Origin of the sequence: Tomitella cavernea, from assembly GCF_016599145.1 — a bacterium.
Taxonomy (GTDB): domain Bacteria; phylum Actinomycetota; class Actinomycetes; order Mycobacteriales; family Mycobacteriaceae; genus Tomitella; species Tomitella cavernae.
Genome location: NZ_JAENKO010000011.1, coordinates 1 through 14,026, shown reverse-complemented (window position 1 = coordinate 14,026; position 14,026 = coordinate 1). Strand labels below are relative to the sequence as shown.

The 14,026-nt window shown below is 69.9% G+C and carries 12 protein-coding genes; 6 read left to right on the top strand and 6 right to left on the bottom strand.

Annotated elements, in window-relative coordinates; genetic code table 11:
- Window positions 1-102 precede the first annotated feature (102 nt).
- Together JJ683_RS06235 and JJ683_RS06230 are read right to left on the bottom strand one after the other, a co-directional pair.
- A complete protein-coding gene (locus JJ683_RS06235; protein WP_200172268.1) occupies window positions 103-2,085 on the bottom strand; it encodes an acyl-CoA dehydrogenase family protein in 1,983 nt (660 codons plus the stop codon).
- 35 nt (window positions 2,086-2,120) lie between these two features.
- Window positions 2,121-3,509, bottom strand: a complete 1,389-nt coding sequence (locus JJ683_RS06230; protein WP_307810727.1) for an MFS transporter — start codon at window positions 3,507-3,509, stop codon at window positions 2,121-2,123.
- A 284-nt stretch (window positions 3,510-3,793) separates the two neighbouring features.
- Between JJ683_RS06230 and JJ683_RS06225 the strand changes: the two genes are divergently transcribed.
- The 4 genes from JJ683_RS06225 to JJ683_RS06210 all read left to right on the top strand — a co-directional run bounded on the left by JJ683_RS06225 (window position 3,794) and on the right by JJ683_RS06210 (window position 8,322).
- Window positions 3,794-4,891 (top strand): DUF4238 domain-containing protein, encoded by a 1,098-nt coding sequence (locus tag JJ683_RS06225; protein ID WP_200172267.1) that lies wholly within the window; start codon window positions 3,794-3,796, stop codon window positions 4,889-4,891.
- A 361-nt stretch (window positions 4,892-5,252) separates the two neighbouring features.
- Window positions 5,253-6,047 carry a (Fe-S)-binding protein gene (locus JJ683_RS06220; RefSeq protein ID WP_200172266.1) on the top strand — a complete coding sequence of 265 codons (795 nt, stop codon included), beginning with the start codon at window positions 5,253-5,255 and terminating at the stop codon, window positions 6,045-6,047.
- Window positions 6,048-6,166: 119 nt separating this feature from the next.
- Entirely contained in the window at window positions 6,167-7,642 is a 1,476-nt protein-coding gene (locus JJ683_RS06215) for a lactate utilization protein B (protein ID WP_200172386.1), read from the top strand.
- On the top strand, window positions 7,639-8,322 hold the full coding sequence (locus JJ683_RS06210) for a LutC/YkgG family protein (RefSeq protein ID WP_242474460.1): 684 nt from the start codon (window positions 7,639-7,641) through the stop codon (window positions 8,320-8,322). Before JJ683_RS06215 ends, JJ683_RS06210 begins: the two co-directional genes overlap by 4 nt.
- 8 nt (window positions 8,323-8,330) lie before the next feature.
- Here the strand turns inward: JJ683_RS06210 and JJ683_RS06205 are convergent, their stop codons facing one another.
- A complete protein-coding gene (locus tag JJ683_RS06205; protein WP_307810726.1) occupies window positions 8,331-8,825 on the bottom strand; it encodes a DUF6314 family protein in 495 nt (164 codons plus the stop codon).
- A 181-nt stretch (window positions 8,826-9,006) separates the two neighbouring features.
- On the opposite strand from JJ683_RS06205, the gene JJ683_RS06200 reads away from it, so the two are divergent.
- A complete protein-coding gene (locus JJ683_RS06200) occupies window positions 9,007-9,900 on the top strand; it encodes an alpha/beta fold hydrolase (protein ID WP_200172265.1) in 894 nt (297 codons plus the stop codon).
- A 12-nt stretch (window positions 9,901-9,912) separates the two neighbouring features.
- On the opposite strand, the gene JJ683_RS06195 is transcribed toward JJ683_RS06200, so the two are convergent.
- On the bottom strand, window positions 9,913-11,127 hold the full coding sequence (locus JJ683_RS06195; RefSeq protein WP_200172264.1) for an ATP-grasp domain-containing protein: 1,215 nt from the start codon (window positions 11,125-11,127) through the stop codon (window positions 9,913-9,915).
- A gap of 638 nt (window positions 11,128-11,765) precedes the next feature.
- On the opposite strand from JJ683_RS06195, the gene JJ683_RS06190 reads away from it, so the two are divergent.
- Entirely contained in the window at window positions 11,766-12,986 is a 1,221-nt protein-coding gene (locus tag JJ683_RS06190; protein ID WP_200172262.1) for a DMT family transporter, read from the top strand.
- On the opposite strand, the gene JJ683_RS06185 is transcribed toward JJ683_RS06190, so the two are convergent.
- A complete protein-coding gene (locus JJ683_RS06185) occupies window positions 12,980-13,453 on the bottom strand; it encodes a hypothetical protein (protein WP_200172260.1) in 474 nt (157 codons plus the stop codon). The genes JJ683_RS06190 and JJ683_RS06185 overlap by 7 nt on opposite strands.
- A 136-nt stretch (window positions 13,454-13,589) precedes the next feature.
- Window positions 13,590-14,026, bottom strand: a 437-nt coding sequence (locus JJ683_RS06180; protein ID WP_200172258.1) for an ERAP1-like C-terminal domain-containing protein, incomplete at its 5' end; no start/stop codon positions are given.

Genomic DNA, 14,026 nt, shown 5'->3' with positions numbered 1-14,026 from the left:
GCACTGTGATCGGCAGGCGCCGACGTGCGCCCCGGGTACGCGCGGCGCGCTCACGGCCGTCCGCATACGCGTCTCAGGATACGCACCGCGGGCACGCGTCCGTCACTCGGCGCGGGCGGACCTGCGCGCCACGTCGGACTCCGTCGACGGCCCGGGTTCCCAGTGCGCGATCCACGGTCCGGTGCCCTCGCTCTGGTCGAGGATGCCGGCTTCGAGCCAGGTGTAGCGGTCGTCCAGGACCTTGTGCGCGAGCGCCTGGTCCGATGCGTCGGTGTTGTGCCACAGCGCGTGCATGAGCGATTCGACCCGCCCGGCGGACTGGTGGCAGAACGCGTCGGCCAGCTCGTAGGCGCCCTCCCCCTGCACCGGGTCGTCCTGGCGCTGCGCCTCGGCGCGCACGCACGCCGCGGACATGGCGAACAGCTCGGCGCCGATGTCGACGACGCGTCCCAGGAACGCCTGCCTGCTCTCCATGCCCGCCTGCCAGCGGGCCATCCCGTAGAAGGTGTTGCGGGCGAGCTTGCGCGCCGAGCGTTCGATGAAGCGCAGGTGTCCGGCCAGGTCGCCGAAATCGGAGTAGCCGCCGGGCACGTCGCCGCGGCCGGCCACCAGCGTAGGAAGCCACCGGGCGTAGAACTCGCTCGCCCCGGCCGCCGCCTTGGCCTTCTCCTGCAGGTCGGATTTCGGATCGGCCAGCGCGCCCGCCGCCGTCAGGTGCGCGTCCACCGCCTCGCGGGCGATGAGCAGTCGCATGATCTCGCTGGAGCCCTCGAAGATGCGGTTGATGCGCAGGTCACGCACGAGCTGTTCGACGGGCACTGCGCGCTCGCCGCGGTCGCGCAGCGACGCCGCCGTCTCGTATCCGCGCCCGCCCCGGATCTGCAGGAGAAGATCCGCCAGCTCGCAGGCCTGCTCGCTGGACCAGAGCTTGCCCAGTGCCGCCTCGATGCGGATGTCGTTGCGCCCTTCGTCGGCCATCTGGCCGGACAACTCCACCACCGCCTCGAGGGCGTAGGTGGTGGCGGCGATGCGGGCGAGCATTTTCGCGACGGCCTCGTGCTCGCCCACCGGCTTGCCCCATTGCACGCGCTCGCGCGACCATTCGCGCGCGATCTTCAGGCACCACTTGCCACTGCCGGCCGCCATGGCGGGAATGGCCAACCGCCCGGCGTTGAGCGTGGTCAGCGCGATCTTGAGACCGTCGCCCTCGCGCCCGATGAGATTCTCGCGCGGCACCCGCACCTTGTGCATCCGGGTGACGCCGTTTTCGATGCCGCGCAGCCCCATGAACCTGTTGCGGCGTTCGACGGTGATCCCCTCCGACGCGGCCTCGACGACGAACGCCGACACCCCGCCCCGGTGGTGCTCACCGGAAGCGTCATCCCACTTCGGCACCCGCGCCATCACTACGAGCAGGTCGGCGATCACCCCGTTGGTGGTCCACAGCTTCACACCGTCGAGCTCGTAGGCGGCGCCGTCTTCGACGGGTGTGGCCGTGGAGGCCAGCCGCGCCGGGTCGGAGCCCACGTCCGGCTCGGTGAGCAGGAATGCCGACACCTCACCGCGGGCGCAGCGGGGCAGGTACTCGTCCTTCTGCGCGTCGCTGCCGGCCAGCTTGAGCGGCTCGGGCACGCCGATGGACTGGTGCGCGGACAACAGCGCGCCGATGCTCGGGTGCACGGAGGCCACGAGGCTCAACACCCGGTTGTAGGCCACCTGGGACAGTCCCATGCCGCCGTAGGCGCGGTCGATCTTGAGCCCGAACGCGCCGGCGTCCGCGAGCATCCGCACGTACTCGTCGGGGATCTGCGCGTCGGCCTCGATGCGATGCCCGTCCATCTTCTCGCACACCCCGCGCAAAGTACGCAGGTACTCGTCGGTGCGGGCGATGTCCTCCGCGGGCGGGCGCGGGAACGGATGCACAAGCTCCAGCGGGAACCGGCCGAGGAACATCTCCTTGGCGAACGAGGGCTTGTCCCAGCCGCTCTCGCGGGCCTGCTCGGCAACCTCGCGCGCCTCCTCCGCGGAGACCGTCGGCGTGCTGTCTCCGGTGTTCCCCGCCGTGCGTGCCGTGGTTTCGCTCATGGTCAGCCTCCTCGTGTGGATGCCTCGACCCCTGTCTACCCCTTCGCCGCCGGGTGCATGCGCGATTGCGGCCGCCACGCCGCCGCCAGCCCCAAGGTGGCCACCGCGAGCCCCACCATCACCGGCACCATCACGCCCCAGTGCTCCTGCGTGGCGCCGGACTCGAACGCCACGCCGATCACCGCTGTCGCCGAGATCGCGCCCAGGTACCGCGAGGTCTGCAGGATCCCGGCGGCCACCCCGCTGTCCTCCGGCCGCGCCGAGGCGTACATGCCCTGGTTGGCGGCGATGCTGACGATGCAGTACGGGATGCCGGTGAGAGCTAGGAGCACCGCGACGACGGCCGCCGCGATGGACAGCGTGAGCAGCCACAGCAGCCCGGCCGCCACCACCAGCGCCGCCGACCCGACGAGCATCACGGTCCGCACTCCCCACCGGTCGATGGCCCGCGCCGCCAGCGGAGTTCCGGCCACGGACACGGCCGCAAGCGGAAGCATGAGCAGGCCGACGATCTCGGGGTCGTAGCCGCCGGACTGCTGCAGAAGTTCGGGCAGCCCGTAGAACGCGCAATAGTACACCCCGTTGAACACCGCGAACGCCGCGTACACGAGGATCAGGGGCCGGTTGCGGCCGAGCATCCGCAGGTCCAGGAACGGTGTGGGGCACCGCAGCTCGCGCCACCCGAACGCCGCCATCGACACCAGCGCACCGGCCCCCAGCCACCAGGTGGCCCCGGGTATCGCGCCGAGCACCGCGATGAGCGCGCACACCAGCATGGCCGTGAACAGCGCGATGCCCGGGACGTCGGATTCGATGACGATGGCCCGGAGCGGCTTGCGCTCCCGGGGCGGGTCGGCGGGCGTCAGCCACAGCACTCCGGCCGCCGCGGCCAGACCCAGCGGCACGTTGACGAAGAACAGCGCGGGCCAGCCGAAAACTCCCACCAGCACCCCGCCGAGCACCGGTCCCACCGCCGCGCCCGCCGTGTTGGCCATCTGGATCATGCCCAGCGGGCGGGTGGAACTCACCTGTGCCCGTGCAGTGAGCGTGCCGATCATGGCGACGGCGCTGGGATAGGCGGTCGCGGTGCCGAGCGCCATGAACACCCGCGCCACGCACACCAGCGCGAAGCTCGGCGCGAACGTCGCCAGTGCGCAGGTGACCACCACCAGCACCATGCCGACGGTGAACAGGCGCTTGGCCCCGAAGCGGTCGGCGAAGCGCCCCATCACCGGTTGCATCGCCGCCGAGCACAGGTAGAACGACGTGATCACCCAGGTGACAGTGGCGATGTCGAGGGCGAAGTGCCGCTGGAAGTCGACGAGCGCCACCGCGATCATCGACGAGTTGAGCGGGTTGAGCACCGTACCCAGGCACAGCGCGGCGACGCTGGGGCCGAGGCGCCGCGGGCCGGAACTGTTCACGATCGCCCCAGCATAGGCGGGCCCAGTCTACCGACCCTTTACGGTGTCCCGCCGCCGAGTGGTCGACTGAACCGCGCGCGATGCCGGCAGCACTGCGGTCATTCCGGCGTGGGCGGATGCGACGCCGACCACAACGACTCGGACTCCTACCCAACCACGAGGAATCCAACAAAGCCTTCATACACCGCTGAAAATGACTTGACCCACGGCAAGCCAGATCGGGTGTCACCTATCGGTGCAGTAGTCCCGTCGGGTTGTCGGACCGTTGGATTAGACTGCCGTACATGCTTACTGACCTCATAGCACTGATTGGGACGATGAAGTTCGAACACCCCTGGCTGGAGGACGATTTTATCGAAGAGTCCCAGCGCATCGCTCACACTGATCCTGGGAAGAAGCATCATCATGTTCCGCGGATGTATATACAGCGCTGGAATGTTGACGGGAAGGTGCAGCCGGTGCAGGTCGATGCACAGCAGGCTCACCAACCGCAGTCTCCGAAAGAGGTCGCACATCAGAAAAACTTCTACAGTCTCCCTGCTGTCGACGGCACCATGGATCTACCGCTGAAATGGATCGAAACCCACTTGGGCAGAATCGAATCCGAATGTGCCCACCACCTGGACGCACTCGCCGCTTGGGGTGCTGGCGTTGTATCAGATACCGCACTGAAACGAGATCTGTCGATTTTCCTAGGTCTACAGGTTACCCGGACAGTGAGCAATCGACAACGGACGCTTGTCCTGGTCAAAGGACCCGACCGCGCCAAGCGCTTGTTCCTGAAAAAGGCGAACCCGCAGTGGAGCTCGGCACAGATCGAGGAGTCGATGAATCGGCGGCAGGACGATCCGAAGCACGAGGCCCTGGATCTCATGATTAGTGATGTCCGCAACGTCGTTGCGGATGCACTCTACCAGCGCGAATGGGCTGTCTACCGGACTGAATCGCCTCTCGTTACCGGTGACGACCCGGTTGTCTTCCTGGCCGGGTCACCCCTACCGCGATCGACCTCGGTCGGCGCGATGGGCAGCGCCGTAGTGCTGTACTCCGTAGGACCGCACTGCCTCCTCGCCATGCTCCGGCCCGGGCTTCAACACAAGGGCCCGTACAAGCTCGATACAGCCGAGACCTTGAGCATCAACACTGAAATCGTTGCAGCAGCAACCAAGACAGTGTTCGAACGCCCAGGTGACGACATCGCCGTAAACATCGTTGTACCCACGCGTGCAGTCGTGGCCGAACTTGACGACATGCAAGTTCACAACCTCGGAGATACAGAGGCACTGCAGTACCTGCTACAGGCGGCCACTCCCCACACCCGGTGGACCGTCGATGAATCAGCAGCCCCCAGCTGGCCCGTCCCTCGGTGGTACGCCGGATGAGAGCTACGTGAACCGTCCTGGTCCGGTCGGAGACCTGGGTTAGGCCGCCTCGGGCGCGAGGGGACCTTCTGACGGTAGCGCTCCTCGTTCTGGGTTGGCGAGGTGTAACCGATAGCCGCTTGACACCAATAGGAGCATCCCCTCAAGAAACCTGACCGCGTCGAGAGCCAGCCGCTTGAGTCGGCGGTCAAAGGTGTAGAGCGCAATGACCTACTCGAACGACGTCCCTGGTACGAAGTCGTCACCGACTACCGGCGGCCCGCCGGCAGGACGCCGCCGCACCCGCGTCCCCGAACCGCCCGCACACTGCTCCCGGCTCTGCGACGCTGGAGGGCGGCACGCTCGCAACACGGAGGCGCGAATGCGGATCGCACTGTTCATCGCCTGTTTCAACGACGTGATGTACCCACGGACGGGCAAGGCGATGGTGCGCCTGCTGCGCCGCCTGGGCCACGAGGTGGTCTTCCCCCGCGGTCAGACGTGCTGCGGGCAGATGCACTTCAACACCGGCTACCAGGACGATTGCGTCCCGCTGGCCGAGCATTTCTGCGACGTGTTCGACGACTACGACGTGGTGCTCGCCGCGTCGGGCTCGTGCGCGTCGATGGTCAAGGAGTACTACCCGACGCTGGCGGAACGGGCGGGCTCGCAGCGCCTGCACCGCCGTGTCGATTCAGTGGGCTCCCGGCTCTACGAGCTGTCCGAGCTGCTGGTGGACGTGCTGGGTGTGACGGACACGGGCTCGTACTTCCCGCACCGCGTCACCTACCATCCCACCTGCCACACGCTGCGCATGCTGCGGATCGGCGACAAACCGACGGAGCTGCTGCGCAACGTCGAGGGAATCGAGCTGGCGGAGCTGCCGGAGGCCGACGAGTGCTGCGGGTTCGGCGGCACGTTCGCGATCAAGAACGCCGACACGTCCACGGCGATGGGCTCGGACAAGGTGGCCAACGCGATGCGGACCGGCGCGGAGGTGATCACCGCGGCCGACAACTCCTGCCTCATGCACATCGGCGGCATGCTTTCGCGCGGCCGCGCGCCCATCCGCCCGCTGCATTACGCCGAGATCCTCGCCTCCACCCGCGCGGACCCGCTGGGGACCGGCGGCCCGGTGCGCGCGGTGGACCGGCCGACGCGGGAGTTCGCGCCGTGAGCCCCGGGACCGCCGCCGACCGGCACACCGCCGGGGAGCACGCCGCGGCAGAGCGTCCCGCCGCTGACCGCATCGCCGCCGCCGGCGCCGTCGTCCCGCCGCAGCGCGAGCACCTGGGCATGCCGCCTTTCCCCGAGGCCGCCGCGCACGAGCTGCGCAACTCGCAGCAGCGCCACAACTTGCACAAGGCCACGCGCACCATCCGGGCCAAACGCGATGCGCTCGTGGCCGAGCGTGACGACTGGGAGCAGCTGCGCCTGTCCGCCGAGGCGATCAAGAACCGCACGCTCGCCCATTTGGACGAGTACCTGCTGCAGTTCGAGGAGGCCGCCAGCGCCGCCGGGGCCACCGTGCACTGGGCACCGGACGCGGAGACCGCCAACCGTATCGTGGCCGGCCTGGCCATCGACGCGGGCGCCGACGAGGTGGTCAAGGCCAAGTCGATGGCCACCGAGGAGATCGGCCTGGACCGGGCCCTCGCCGCCGCCGGCATCGACGCGTTCGAGACCGACCTGGCGGCGCTGATCGTGCAGCTCGCGGGCGACGTCCCCTCGCACATCGTCGTGCCCGCCATCCACCGCAACCGCGCGGAGATCCGGCAGATCTTCGAGCAGAACATGGGCGCGTTCGGCAGGCCCGCCCCGGACGGGATGACCGACGACCCCGCATCGCTGACCGCCGCCGCCCGCGCCCATCTGCGCGAGAAGTTCCTGCGGTCCGACCTCGCCGTGACGGGCGCGAACTTCGCCGTCGCCGAGACCGGCACGCTCATGCTCGTCGAATCCGAGGGCAACGGGCGCATGTGCGTGACCATGCCGAAGACGCTCATCAGCGTTGTGGGGATCGAGAAGATCATCCCCACCTGGCGCGACACCGAGGTGTTCCTGCAGCTGCTGGCCCGGTCGGCCACCGGCGAGCGGATGAATCCCTACACCTCGATGTGGACGGGGGTGCACCGCGCCGGCAGCGGATCCGGGGCGTCCGTCATCGACGGCCCCGAGCAGGTGCACATCGTGCTGCTCGACGAGGGCCGCACCGACGTCCTCACAGACCCCGAGGGGCGCTCAGCGCTGCGCTGCATCCGGTGCGCCGCCTGCCTGAACGTGTGCCCGGTGTATTCGCGGACGGGCGGGCACGCCTACGGGTCGGTGTATCCGGGTCCCATCGGCGCGGTGCTCACCCCGCAGCTGCGCGGGCTGCACAGCGAGCAGGACCGCAACCTGCCGTACGCGTCGTCGCTGTGCGGGGCGTGCTTCGACGCCTGCCCCGTGCGCATCCCCATCCCGCACCTGCTCACGCACCTGCGGGCCAAGGTGGTCGACGACGAACCGGCGTTCCCGCCGTCGCCGGAGCGGGTGGCGATGAAGGCTGCGTCGGCGATGTTCGACCGCCCCGCCGCGATGGGGCTCGGCGAGCGCCTGGCCGGCCTGGCGCACAAGGTGATCCGCGGCGGGCCCGATGCCACCGTCCCGTCCGTGCCCGGCCTCGCCGGTTGGTTCGGCTCCCGCGACGTGGCCGTGCCGCCGTCCGAGAGCTTCAGCAACTGGTGGTCCCGCACCGACGGCGGCACGCGCGGGAGCGGGGACGGCCGATGAACGCCGACGGCCAGGCTCCCGATGGAAGGGGGGTAATCCTCGACCGCATCCGGCGGGCGCTGGGCCCGGACCGCGACGCCCCGCCCGTCCCCCGTGATTACGCCCCGGCGGCGGTCGAGGTCGGGACCCCGGAGCTCATCACCCTGTTCGCCGAGCGGATGGAGGGCACGCACGCGACGGTCCGCCGCGTGCACGGTGCCGAGGTGGCCGCCGCTGTCGCCGACATCGCCGGGCGACGCGGGCTGCGCCGCATCATCACGCCGCCCGGACTCGACCGGCGGTGGCTGCCGGAGGCGGGCGTCGAGTGGCTTGCCGACGACCCGCCGCTGACCACCGGGCGGGTCGAGGGGGCCGACGCCGTGCTCACCGCCGCGACGGTCGCAGCCGCCGACTCGGGCACGCTGGTGCTCGACGGCGGCCCCGGCCAGGGCCGGCGGGTGCTGTCGCTGCTGCCCGACGCGATGATCGTCGTCCTGCGCGCCGAGCAGGTGGTGGCCGACTTCCCGGCCGCCGTCGCGCGCATGGACCCCGCCCGGCCGCTCACCGTCGTCTCCGGACCGTCCGCCACCGTCGACATCGAGCTGAGCCGGGTCGACGGCGTGCACGGGCCGCGCGAACTCGACGTCGTCATCATCGAGGACGCGGCGGCGGAGGCTCCGCTGGCCGACCCCCGCGGATAGTGCGCCGCTCAGCGGCCGCGGGTGAGCCTCGTCGTCATCGTGTAGTCCTTCGACGGTCCGGCCACGTCCCAGCGCACGGTCCAGCTTTCGGGACGCGGCGCCCGCCCGTCGTGTTGTTGCCCGTCCGGTCCCACCTCGCCGAGTGCGATTCGACCGCTGTAAAGGTCCGCCCCGCACAGGTGCTGCACCTGCGTACCAGTGGCCCACGGGTGGAAGTCGTGCCCGTCCTCGAACACGACGAACCAGCCGTCGCCGCGGGGCTCGACGAACATCGTGCGCGTCACCGGCAGGTTCTGGGCGCCCAGGTGCAGGGTTCCTTCCTCGTGCCAGCGCACCCGCTCGCCGTCGGCGCTGAGCGTGATGGCTCCGTCGACGGTCTTGGTGTCCCCGACGAGGCGGTCGTCGATGGTGCGCGAGAAGGCCCAGCGTCCCAGTAGTGTGCGCGGGTCGGGGGCCTCCCCGATACCGAACCCGCCGTCCCCGGCGCCGCCGTGTCCGTCCACGCGGCCCAGTCTAGGCAGTCCTGCCCAGGTGGAGCCACGCCGTGCCGGACATCACCGTGACGGACCGCCGGGGGCCGACGCCCGAGGTTCGGGCGGTGGCAGAATCGGCAGGAACGCCCGCAGCAACCGAGCGCAGCCCGCCCCGCCGCGCTCGGCCACGCGCCCCAAGGAGAACACCCGCATGGCCGACGATTCCCCGCTCACGCTCGCTCCGCATGACACCGTGATCACCCCCGACGGCATCGCCCTGGGCTCGTGGAGCCGCGGCGAGGGTCCCACGGTTCTGCTCATCGGCGGGCTCGGCATGCCGTCGATGGTGTGGGAGATCTGCGGCCTCGCACCCGCATTGGTCGACGCCGGTTTCCGGGTCATCCGCTACAACGCCCGTGGACTGGCCCCGTCGATGGCCCCGCCCGCGCCGTATTCGATGGACGACATGGCGGTGGACGCGGTAGCCGTGCTCGACCACTACGGCATCGACCACGCCATCCTCGTCGGCTACTCCATGGGCTGCTACACCACGCAGATGCTGCTGCGTTCGCACCCCGGGCGCTTCTCGGCGGCCGTGCTGTTCGCCGGCCTCCAGCCCACCCCCGTCGGCGAGATCGTCGGCGAGATGGAACTGGGGTTGATCGACAAATACGGGGAGGTACCGCGCGAGGTGCTCGTGTTCGAGCAGCTCATGACCACGCTGCACCCCAGTCTGCTGCAGGAGCCGGCGGCCGTCGGCGGCTGGCGCGACGTGCTGGCGCACGGCGACGGCGGCTGGGCGGATCCGGAAGGCTTCCGCGGTCAGTTGACGGCATCGCAGCAGTGGATCACCTCCCACGAGCCCAGGCCGGAGCACCTCGCCGCCATCTCGGTGCCCACCCTGGTGTTGGCGTTCGAGTTCGACCTGTTCTTCCCGCCCGCGCAGTGCCAGGCCACGGCGAGTCTCATCCCGGGCGCGAAATTCGTGCAGATCGACGGCGCCGGGCACGGCGGCCTGTTCACCGGGCCGGGCGACAGCGCCGAGCGGATCACCGCGTTCTGCACCGCCCACCGGGACGGGGCCGACGGGTACCACGCGGGCTGAGGCGGGCCCCCGTCACGTCGGCAGCGGCCGGCCGTCCCACTCGTTCTCATACATGAACGCCTCGGGCACATTGACGCGGTAGCGCACAGCCTGGGCCAGGATGTTGCCCACCGCCAACGGCACGCCGAACGCCGGGCCCAGGTCGTCGCGCTGGACGATCACCTCGTCGGTGCGCCGGAAGTCGCGCAGGAAGCCGCGCAGCGTGTTCCCCTCGAGCGACGTCTTCCGCCAGCCGTACATGGCCATCCCCGGTCCGATCATCTTCGCCACCCCCTGCCGTGGCCTGATGACCTCGTCGTTCGTCCCGAGGAAGGCGCGGTCCACGCGGTCTTCCGGCTCGAAGAGCATCACCCCGCTGGTGGCGCGCGGGTTGCATTCGATGGTGAACAGCCCGCGCTCGGGGTTGTCGATGAAGTCGAATCCCACCTGGCCGGTGAAGTTGAGCTCCTTGACCCGCTGGCGGATCCACTCGGCGATGCCCTCGTGCTCCACCTGCTCGTAGCTCAGGCACGAGTGCCCGTCGATCGCGTAGTGCACCGGGTAGAGCGCGTCTGCGTACACCTTGCCGTTGTGGCAGATCGAGTACGAGCAGTACTTGTCGCCGCTGAGCCACTCCTGCGCGATCCACGGGTTGGCCGGGTTGAAGCTGAGATCGCGCGGCTTGGCGTCCGGGTGGACCTTGTGGATGTCCTGCGCGCCGCGGGAGAACACCTGCTTGAGCGCGAAGGTGAAGTCGAAGTCGAGCGCGTCGAGGTCCTCCTGGCTGCGCACCAGCGCGTAGCGCAGCGTGGGCACGCCGATCGAGTCCAACAGCTGCTGGTACTCGTACTTGTTGTGCATGGCGTGCTCGAGCTCGAAGTCCGACAGCAGCAGACGGCACGAATCCGGGAACAGGTCGGGGTAGCGCATGATCACCTGGGCGAGGATGTCCGTCTCTTCGTGCACCGTGACGAGCAGGTCGATCTTCTGCTCCCGCACGATCCCCGCGATCGCGAACGCCCACTCGAGCGGCTCGTACTTTGGCCGCGGAGTGCGGTGCATCTTGGCGACGCGGTTGGAGAAGCGGCTCACTGCGAACGGCACAGCGTCCGCCACATGCACAGTATGACCCGCCGAGCCGAGGAGCCGTGCGATGGACAACGATAGGAACGAGCGGCCGAAGGTGACCAGCACACGCTTCGGCGTCTCCGCGGATCCTGCGGCGCTGGCATGGTCGGATGCGGACATTAGACCTCCGGTCTCTCGGGGGCGCCGACAGTCCCCTGCATTCGGCGGACTTCCACTGTCGTCCACAGGCCGACTGCGGTCATCGTCCTCTTCGAGCTCCGACTCTGCCACAGCGCGCCATCTCGCCGGCGGAGCCGCCCTGTGCCCACGCTATCCGGTACTCCATGCGCAATCCGGTACTCCATGCGCATTGCGCGCTTCACTGATCCCCGGCGCGGTCGGGGCCCCGTCCCACTGCCGAATATGTCAACTGGCTGAGAATCGCCGTGTTCCGTACAATTCCCTCCCAGCCCGGAAGTCTGCGCGACGGGGCCCAGGCGGGGCCGCGCGGTAGCGCAGGGCCGGCGGGGCACGGGTGCAGCAGGCGCGGACGGCCCCGATCCGCCCGGCCGGACGACGTGATCCGGGTGACCATCATGTCCGGAATGTACGGACCTCACCGGCTGTTGACACATAGGGTACGTGGGTGGAGACACCCGGCTAGCCCGCACGACAGCACGACTGCACGCACGACCACACTGACGCATGACCACACTGACGCATGACGGAGAGCGGCCGGCAACAGCCTCCGCGCGGGAACCGGATCCGGGGGACCCGCCGGGAGCCGCGGCGGATGACACGGGATCGGAGGTTGCCTGTTGTTCCTGATCGGCGTGTTCTTCGCCAGCGGCGCGGCGGTGGCATACGGCGTGTCCACGGTGCTGCGTGCGCTGGGGGCACGGTCCGCGGCGATCGAGGAGCGCAAGACCAAGACCCCGGGCACCGTCACCGAGCACGACGGACCCACGCTGGCGTCCACCGTGGACACGTTCCGCAGCAGGGAGTTCGTGCTCGGCACCATCTTCCTGCTGGTCGGCTTCGCGGGGGGCGCGATCGCCGCCCGGTTCCTCCCGCTGTTCCTGTCGCAGACGATCGTGTCCGCCAACCTCATCGTCACGGCCCTGCTCGGCGCGGTGATGCTGGAGAACAGGCTGCACACGCGCGACTGGGTCGCCATGATCACCGTCGTCGCCTCGCTGCTCATGCTCGCCATGTCGGCCGATCACCACGCGGGCGGCGGCGAGCAGCGCAGCTTCCACTGGTACCTGTTCCTCGCCACGGCGATTCTCAGCGTCATCGGCTGCCTGGCCGCCTACAAGCTCGGCAGCCGCGGCGCCATCCTGGACGGGGCGCTGGCGGGCGTCATGTTCGGCATCATCGCCGTCGGCGTGCGCGTGCTCGACGGCGTGAACCCATTCGACCCGCTGCGCATCATCATGGATCCGGCCGCGTGGACCATCGCACTGGCCGGCGTCGTGGGCTTCTATGTGCAGACGGTGGCGCTGCAGGTCGGCCACGTCAACGGGGTCACCGCCGTGCTTGTCGTCGGGGAGACGGCCGCCCCCGGCATCATCGGCGTCGTCTTCCTCAACGACGACGCGAAGCCCGGCATGGCGATCGTCGCCTTCATCGGGTTCATCGGCGCCGTCGTGGGCGCCGTGCTGGTGGCGCTGTACAGCTCCACCGAAGCCGACCACCTGGGCGAACTCGAGCCGCCATCCGGAGGCTGGAGCCTCCGGGCCAGGTTCACCAAGAGGCGCCGACTGGCCGAGTTCGCACAGGCGATCACCGGCGAGATCCCGATCCTGCGCCGGTTCGAGGCGCAGCGCCCGACCGCGCCGCCGCCCGCCGCGGCCGACTCGGCCGACCCCGCACCCGACGCGTCAGGCGCGCCGGGTGCTGCGACCGACGACGCGCAGCCGGAGACCGGCACGGCCGACGGCCGGACGGACTCGCCGCCCGATGCCGACGCGCCCCAGTCGGACAGCGGCCCCGGCGCCGACAAGCCCGTCGAACCCCATCGCAGTTCGCGTCACTGAGCTCGGCGGTCGGGCGCGGGCCGCCTGCCGGGAGGTCGCGCAGTACGCTGAACGGGCAGGCCTTTCGGTTCGACGGCCCGCCGCAACGGCCGCGCAGGCGCGAAGCCCGCCGACCTGCCATCCGCCGACCTGCCATCCGCCGAACGGCCCTCCACCGGCGGGTGCACCGCAAACCCGCGTGCCAAGCGCCGCTCGACTTTCATCGCCCCCGGGCCGAACTCCGGGAACACCACGGGCAGGTAGGCGCCATAAATGCCGTGCGGATCGCCGCGCAGCACCGCCTCGTGCTGGCGCATCGCGCGCGACACCAGCGCGTTCTGCGCCGCCAGTGCGCCAACCTGCCGCACGCGGCGCGCCTTCACCTGCCGGTCGATGACCCAGATCGCGAACCAGCACACCGCGATGACGCCCACCGCGATCGCAATGGCCACGATGTACTTGATGATGAGGCTGATGACGGCCAGCACCAGGAAGACGAGGATCCAGCCCCCGCCGGAACCGCTCGAGCCGCGCCTACTCATCGCCGGACCTCCGATCCCTGCGCTCGCCCCTTATTCAGCACAGTGATATCACCGGGGTCCGACAACTCCACCCGGCCGGCGGCTACCCCCAGATCCCCCGCACGCGGATCGCGCGCGCCAGGTGGTCGCCCTGCTCGATCACGAGCCTGCGCAGGGCGCCGGGCGCGTCGGGATGCGCGGCGAGCCACCCGTCGACGGCGTCCGTCGACTCGCCCGCCGGGAACAGGCCCAGCACGATGCGCCGCGCGATCTCGATGCTGCGCCCGCGCCACACCCTCGTCAGCTCCGCGAAGTAGGCGTCGTCGTACTCGGCGATCAGGTCGCGTCGCCGGCCCGCGCGGAATCCGGCGATGAGCGCGTCGACCTGGTCGTTGGTGAGCGACGCGTCGTCGAGGATCCGCCGGCGCGCGTCCCGCTTCACCCCCGCGTCGGGCCGCGCCGCCAGGGCGCGCAGGCGGGCGGTGCGGCCGCTGGCCGTGTCGTCCGCGGCGAGCTCCACGTCCAGACCGGCGGGGCCCG

Bases quoted from the DNA above. Each gene is read 5' to 3' on its own strand.
- JJ683_RS06210 (WP_242474460.1), top strand. From the start codon at position 7,639: ATGAACGCCGACGGCCAGGCTCCCGATGGAAGGGGGGTAATCCTCGAC.
- JJ683_RS06200 (WP_200172265.1), top strand. From the start codon at position 9,007: ATGGCCGACGATTCCCCGCTCACGCTCGCTCCGCATGACACCGTGATC.
- JJ683_RS06195 (WP_200172264.1), bottom strand. From the start codon at position 11,127: ATGTCCGCATCCGACCATGCCAGCGCCGCAGGATCCGCGGAGACGCCG.
- JJ683_RS06220 (WP_200172266.1), top strand. From the start codon at position 5,253: ATGCGGATCGCACTGTTCATCGCCTGTTTCAACGACGTGATGTACCCA.
- JJ683_RS06235 (WP_200172268.1), bottom strand. From the start codon at position 2,085: ATGAGCGAAACCACGGCACGCACGGCGGGGAACACCGGAGACAGCACG.
- JJ683_RS06225 (WP_200172267.1), top strand. From the start codon at position 3,794: ATGCTTACTGACCTCATAGCACTGATTGGGACGATGAAGTTCGAACAC.
- JJ683_RS06215 (WP_200172386.1), top strand. From the start codon at position 6,167: ATGCCGCCTTTCCCCGAGGCCGCCGCGCACGAGCTGCGCAACTCGCAG.